Here is a 6,225-nt window from a genome sequence, read left to right as displayed (position 1 = left end):
TGATTAAAGTATTCGGACAAATCGGTTACTTCGTCGTTACCCATAATCGGCAAACGTACGGTTAAATCACCTTCACCTTGCGCAATATCTTTTAAAGCGTCCACGGCACTTTGAATGGGTTTTACTATTTTGCGAGCTATAAAAAAGACAATTGCCAAAACAGCAGCTAAGAGGATCAAAGCAATTAAAATCATTTCACGGCGCAATTCGTTTACCGTGTTCATAAATTCTTCTACCGGAGCTTTTATGATAACCGTCCAGCCGGTTGTTTTCATCGTAGCATAGGAAGCAATATTATTAACGCCTTTATATTCATAATAACCGATTTCGCTTTCATCTACTTCAAGGGCGTGCTGCACAAACACTGCGGTAGAAGTCAACGTCGGATCCGTTTTTGCCAATTCAAGGGTATTAAACCGCCGCTCTACAAAGCTTGTATCTTTATGCGCGATGTGCGTTCCGGTAAGACCGAGCACAAAGCAATAGCCGGTTTTGCCTACAACGATATCATCAACTAAGTCACACAAGCGGGTTCCCGTAAGCGAAGCGGCAATCACGCCCACGATTGCACGGTTGTCATCAAATATCGGAACGGCGGCAATAATAATCAATTTATTGTCGGCACGCGACAACGTAGGTTCTGAAATATAATTGGTTCCCGAAACAGCGGTTTTAAACCACGGCGTATCGCCGACCGACACTTTTTTACCGTTGCCCAAATGGCGTATACCGTTTGCATCTACAATTCCCATTTCCAATATGTTCGGATTGCGGGCAGCTTCTTTTTGCAAATACTGCGTTTTTTCGACATAGGTATAATCATCGCTTCTTAAGCGCGGAACACGAGCAATACCTTCAAGGAATTGAAACAATGCCGTAACTTTGCCGTCAAGAATTTCCGCCGTATCGGTCGCCTTATCGGTTAAGTGTACCGTAATCTTTTCCATTACAGCTTTCCTCGCTGTTTGTATGGCAAGCACACCTTCTGTTGTCAATGCAATAACAATAAGCAAACCAAAAATCAACAATAATTTTCTGCGCAGGGAAAAACGCTTTTTTTCTTTTTTTGTTTTTTCCGTACCGGCCATATCGGTTGCAGCTGCAGAGACGAGACTTCCCCCGTTCTTTTTTTCCATGTGTTCATTCCTCTTATTCGGATAAAAATATAATAACGATTTTATAAAAGGATTTTTTTAACCCGTTTTATAATAATACCTTATTTTATACCTTATGCTGTATTATTGCAATAATAAAAATACTATATTTACAATATTTCTGATAAAAAAATTCATACACTACCGACTGATATGCCGACAAAACTTCAAAAAGCAAATTACAAAAACGGATCTGCCGAAACGGATCTTGCCCCTGTAAAAAATATATACTAAAATCCGCTTATGTTGAAAAAAGGAAGCGTTGTATTATACAAAAACCAAAGTGCTCTAATAGTTGAATCCGGAGAAAAATACGGTATTGTTTTTTCCGGCGGAAGTCAAAACGTAAGAGAAAAAGACATAGCCTTGCTTCATGAAGGTCCGCTTTTGTCCTTAAGCGAGCTTGAAAAGATTGCACACACAGCCGACGAAAAAGAAGCGCTGAATAAAAAATTTGATGAAGCATGGGAGCTGCTGCAAGAAGAAAGTCAGCCGGATTTTACACTTTCGGCAATAGCGGAATTAGCGCTGGGAAGTTTTAAAGCAGCGCAAGCGTGGCTTGTATACAGTTTACTTACATCTCATCCGAAGTTTTCTCTTGTCAAAACACAAAATCCCGCTCAACCTTGTTTTACTTTGCGCAGCAGCGAAGAAGCCGAATTGTTTTCGGTAAAAAAAGCCGATAAAACCAAAGAAAAAGAAGAACGCGCTTCTTTTATACAGCGGCTTAAACAAAAAAAACTGATATTGCCCCAAGACGGCGTTTTTATGACCGAAGTCGAAGCGCTCGCCTTAGGCAAAACCGATAAATCAAAAATCCTGCAAGAAGCGGGCTTTTCGCAAACACCGGAAAAGGCGCACAAACTGCTGCTCGACTGCGGAATATGGACAATTTACCGCAACCCCTACCCTACGCGCCGCGGTTTATCCATGCAGTCTGCAAACGAAACTTTAAAATATGCCGACAGCGGAAAAAGAGAAAAGCTAAATCATACCGCGTATGCCATAGATAACGAATGGAGCACCGACCCCGACGACGCAATTGCTTTTGACGGAACATACGTATGGATACACATTGCAGACCCGGCGGCAAGCGTGCTGCCCGATTCTGCCGCAGATAAAGATGCACGTGCACGAGGAGCTACGCTGTACACTCCGGAAGGTGCCGCCCGCATGCTGTGCGAAGAATCCTTAGCAGACTACGCACTCGGTTTAAACGAAGATCAAGCGTCGCGCGCTTTATCTTTCCGTATAAAGCTGAATGAAAACGGCGGCGTAGAAGAAGCCGATGTTTTAAAAACGCTGGTAAACGTACAAAGGCTTACGTATGCACAAGCCGATGAAAAAAGCGGCTCAAAAGAATTGGCACCTCTATTTGAAATCGCGCACAAAAATGCCGAACGTAGAAAAAACGCCGGAGCGGTTTTTATACACATGCCGGAAGTACACATCGCTTTAAGCCAAAACCAAAATGAAACACAAAAGCCGAAAGTTGCCGTTACACCCTTTGTGCGCTATAAGTCTGTCGAAGTGGTGCGTGAGTTTATGCTTTTAGCAGGTGAAGCTGCCGCACGCTTTGCGTTTAAAAATGCCATTCCCTTCCCCTACATCAGGCAAGAAAAACCGGACATTCCTCAAGATTTACCCGACGCCCTTGCAGGGCAATACAAACTGCGCCGCTGCATGAAAAGCCGTTCGGTGGGCATAAGCCCTGCAGCTCATGCAGGTTTAGGAGTGGGTATGTACAGTCAAGTTACCAGCCCTTTAAGGCGGTACGGCGATTTGGTTGCACACCAGCAGCTTCACGCATTTTTAAACGGACTGCCGCTTTTAAGTAAAGACACCGTATTGGAACGCATTGCCGCAGGAGACGCTTCTTCGTCCGCCGCCGTTCAAGCCGAGCGTAAAAGCAATTTGCATTGGACATTGGTATACCTTTTGCAAAACGAAAATTGGCAAGGAGAAGCGGTTGCGGTAGACACAAAGGGCAAGCAAACCGTAGTATACATCCCCTCTCTGGCTCAAGAAACTTTGTTAAGCGACGTACAAAACCTGCGCTTAAACGACAAGGTAACCGTCCGGGCAAGCAGTATAAACCTTCCTGAACTGGCGGTTACCTTTATGTGTGTATAATTTTAATGCAATAAATCGGGTAAAAACAAAATAAGCTGCGGAAGACAGTTCATCACAAGTGTGGCAACAACCATCGCAAGCACAAGCGGAGCAACTTCTTTTACCAAACGCTCCAGTTTAACCCCTCCGATATCGCAGGCGACAAACAAACATAAACCGACCGGCGGCGTATTGTGACCGATAGCCAATGTAATAACCATAATAATACCGAAAAAAAGCGGATTTATGTTCAAGCTGATTAAAATCGGATAAAAAATAGGAGCAAGCAAAACCATAGCAGCCGAATTATTTAAGAAAGTTCCGACAACGAGCAATATTAAAATCATAAACAGCTGTACTACAATTTGGTTGGTAGAAACGGTTAATATCGATGCGGCAAGATTTTGCGGAATTTGATGACTGACCAAAATATAACTGAGTATATCGGCGGTGATCATTAAATACATAATAATTGCCGTGGAGCGGGCAGACTTAAGAACAAGTTTATAAATATCGGCCCAATGCAATTCTTTGTGGATAAAAACACCGACTATAATACCGTAAATAACGGCAACGGCTGCCGATTCGGTAGGGGTAAAAATACCGCAGTAAATACCGCCGAGAATGATAATCGGCATAAGCAAAGCAAAAAAAGCGTCTTTAAATGCTTTCCAACGCTCAGTTCCGGTAAACTTACGTACACTTTTATAACCACGTTTTCTCGAAATAAAATATTCGGGAATAATCAATACAAGACAAATAATAATACCGGGAACAATACCGGCAATAAACAAATCTCCGATGGAAACACCCGTGCTCACTCCATACAGCACCATTGTTAAACTGGGCGGAATAATCAAGCCGATGGTACCGGAAGCGGCAACAACCGCACCGGCAAAAGCGGGGTCGTAACCGCTTTCTTCCATTTGTTTAATCATAACGCCGCCGATAGCTGCAGTGGTCGCCGGTGCTGAACCGGAAACGGCTCCAAAAAACGTAGAAGCAACGGTTGCAACAATTGCCAAGCCGCCGGTGATATGCCCTAAAAAAGCTTCAGCTAAACCGACCAAGCGTTTGGACACGCCACCGGAGGACATAATATTTCCGGCAAGAATAAAAAACGGTATTGCCATAAGCGCCGAACCGTTGGACGAATTAAATGTTTTTTGCATTAATTCACTGATAATATCCGAACAATCCCAATACAAATCGGCTGCTGACATGGTTCCGGCAAAAAAAGCGCCAAGGGGATCCATCAAAGAAGCAAAAATACAAGTCAGTCCGAGCGCCACCGCAATAGGAACGCCCATAAGCAAAAAGACGATAAAAAATAAAATAAGGTATAATCCCATTTTTATTTTTCCCCCTTAATTACAATAGTTTTTAATAACACTTCAAGCATCATCAAAAGCGAAAGCAAACTTCCTACCGGTACAATCATAAAAATTAACCCCAATTTTAACCACCCTATAGACGGGGAAACTCCGCCGAGTGCAAGAATATCGCGTGCAAGCGGATAAGTATAAAAAGTCATAGTGCACAAAAATATAATAATCAATAAATCTGCTGCTATTTTAATAACTTTTTTTACCGTTTTATTTTTAATTGCATCGAGCAGCATTGACATATTAATATGTTTTTCGTCGCGGTACAAAATTACAGCCCCAAAAAAGATAATACCCGAAAAAAAGTATGTCGCCAGTTCTTCCGACCACGAAAGCGGCTCTTTAAGAATATAACGATAAATAACTTGCACAAAAATCAATACAACCATACCCGACATAAAAAAAACAAGGGCGGTTTGCGTAATTTTTGTAATAATGTCGTTAATAACTTTAAGTATTTTCAGCATAAACAAACCTCCGTAAAACGGTAAAAAAATAAAACGCAGGATAACGATACGTAAAACGTTATCCTGCATGGAATAAAACCGTAAGTGTTTTATGTAAACTGCTTTTTTATTTTGCTTTTGCAGCTTCGGCGGTAATGCGCTCTATCATATCGCCGTAGTCGGGACGAAACTTTTCGTACACGGGCTTGCACAGTTCAATAAACGGAGCACGGTCAGGGCGGGTAAATACAACGCCCAAAGCTTCGCATTTTTTAATATCGTTTTCATCGGCTTTAGCTTGAAAGTCAAATGAAAAAACGCTCATCTTTTTAGCTTCTTCGATAAAAATCTTTTTATCCGCTTCGGGAATACGGTTCCACAGCTTTTTGGAAATGATAAGCGGGTTCGGCACGTGCATATACCACAGCAAAGCACCCGTTTTGGTAAGTTCGTAGTACTTTTGAGTAAGCATGTGCGTAATGGTGCCTTCGCAGCCGTCAATCGTTTTCATTTGCCAAGCCGAATATACGTCATTAAAAGCCATCGGAACGGCAATAGCGCCCATAGCGTTAATCGTTTCGATCATCGGTTTTGAATTGACTACGCGCAGTTTTAAACCTTTTAAATCGGAAGGTTTATTGACCGGACGCGGCGGAAACAAATGGCGCATGCCGTTTTCCCACCAGCCGAGAACTACAAGATTTTTTGCAGCTAAACTGGCAGCCAATTCATCCCCTATCGGACCGTTAAGCACGTAGCTGGCTTCTTTTTCGTTTGCAAACAAAAAGGGCAAATCGAGTACGCCGACAATTTTGCTGTAAGACGAAAGCAGAGAACCGGTTGCCAAAACCATATCCGACGTACCCAACTGACAACCTTCAATCAATTGATTGGGTTTACCGTAAAGGTCGGACGGATAAATTTCAAAAGTGTAACGCCCGTTTGTGCGCTCCGTTACCGCCTTTGTCCAGTTTTCAAGGTACATTTGGTAGTAATGGTCTTTTGTACCCGTGTGCCCGACTTTAATAACGCGGGTTTTTCCCGCCGCACTCAGTATTCCGCATAGTGTAAAAAGCAATAAAATCGTCAGGAAAAACCTGCTGTTTTTCATACAAAAATCTCCTTACA

The 6,225-nt window shown here is 42.6% G+C and carries 5 protein-coding genes; 1 reads left to right on the top strand and 4 read right to left on the bottom strand.

The features are described 5' to 3' along the window. Positions 1–1,088: HAMP domain-containing protein (locus tag HMPREF9193_RS11410; RefSeq protein ID WP_040847970.1), on the bottom strand; the 1,088-nt coding region annotated here is incomplete at its 3' end. 309 nt (positions 1,089–1,397) lie between these two features. Here HMPREF9193_RS11410 and HMPREF9193_RS07520 point away from each other — a divergent pair. After that, positions 1,398–3,287 (top strand): RNB domain-containing ribonuclease, encoded by a 1,890-nt coding sequence (locus HMPREF9193_RS07520; protein ID WP_021687506.1) that lies wholly within the window; start codon positions 1,398–1,400, stop codon positions 3,285–3,287. 2 nt (positions 3,288–3,289) lie between these two features. Here the strand turns inward: HMPREF9193_RS07520 and HMPREF9193_RS07515 are convergent, their stop codons facing one another. The 3 genes from HMPREF9193_RS07515 to HMPREF9193_RS07505 form a co-directional block, all read right to left on the bottom strand. Beyond that, a complete protein-coding gene (locus tag HMPREF9193_RS07515) occupies positions 3,290–4,618 on the bottom strand; it encodes a TRAP transporter large permease (RefSeq protein ID WP_021687505.1) in 1,329 nt (442 codons plus the stop codon). Positions 4,619–4,620: 2 nt separating this feature from the next. Beyond that, positions 4,621–5,118: a TRAP transporter small permease gene (locus tag HMPREF9193_RS07510; RefSeq protein ID WP_169720459.1), complete on the bottom strand. Its 498-nt coding sequence runs from the start codon at positions 5,116–5,118 to the stop codon at positions 4,621–4,623. A 106-nt stretch (positions 5,119–5,224) separates the two neighbouring features. Beyond that, on the bottom strand, positions 5,225–6,208 hold the full coding sequence (locus HMPREF9193_RS07505) for a TRAP transporter substrate-binding protein (RefSeq protein ID WP_021687503.1): 984 nt from the start codon (positions 6,206–6,208) through the stop codon (positions 5,225–5,227). Positions 6,209–6,225 lie beyond the last annotated feature (17 nt).

Origin of the sequence: Treponema lecithinolyticum ATCC 700332, from assembly GCA_000468055.1 — a bacterium.
GTDB lineage: Bacteria > Spirochaetota > Spirochaetia > Treponematales > Treponemataceae > Treponema_C > Treponema_C lecithinolyticum.
This window is presented reverse-complemented; position numbering and strand designations above follow the sequence as displayed.

Excerpts from the sequence above, each read along its gene's own strand:
- HMPREF9193_RS07520 (WP_021687506.1), top strand. The coding sequence starts at position 1,398 with ATGTTGAAAAAAGGAAGCGTTGTATTATACAAAAACCAAAGTGCTCTA.
- HMPREF9193_RS07515 (WP_021687505.1), bottom strand. The coding sequence starts at position 4,618 with ATGGGATTATACCTTATTTTATTTTTTATCGTCTTTTTGCTTATGGGC.
- HMPREF9193_RS07510 (WP_169720459.1), bottom strand. The coding sequence starts at position 5,118 with ATGCTGAAAATACTTAAAGTTATTAACGACATTATTACAAAAATTACG.
- HMPREF9193_RS07505 (WP_021687503.1), bottom strand. The coding sequence starts at position 6,208 with ATGAAAAACAGCAGGTTTTTCCTGACGATTTTATTGCTTTTTACACTA.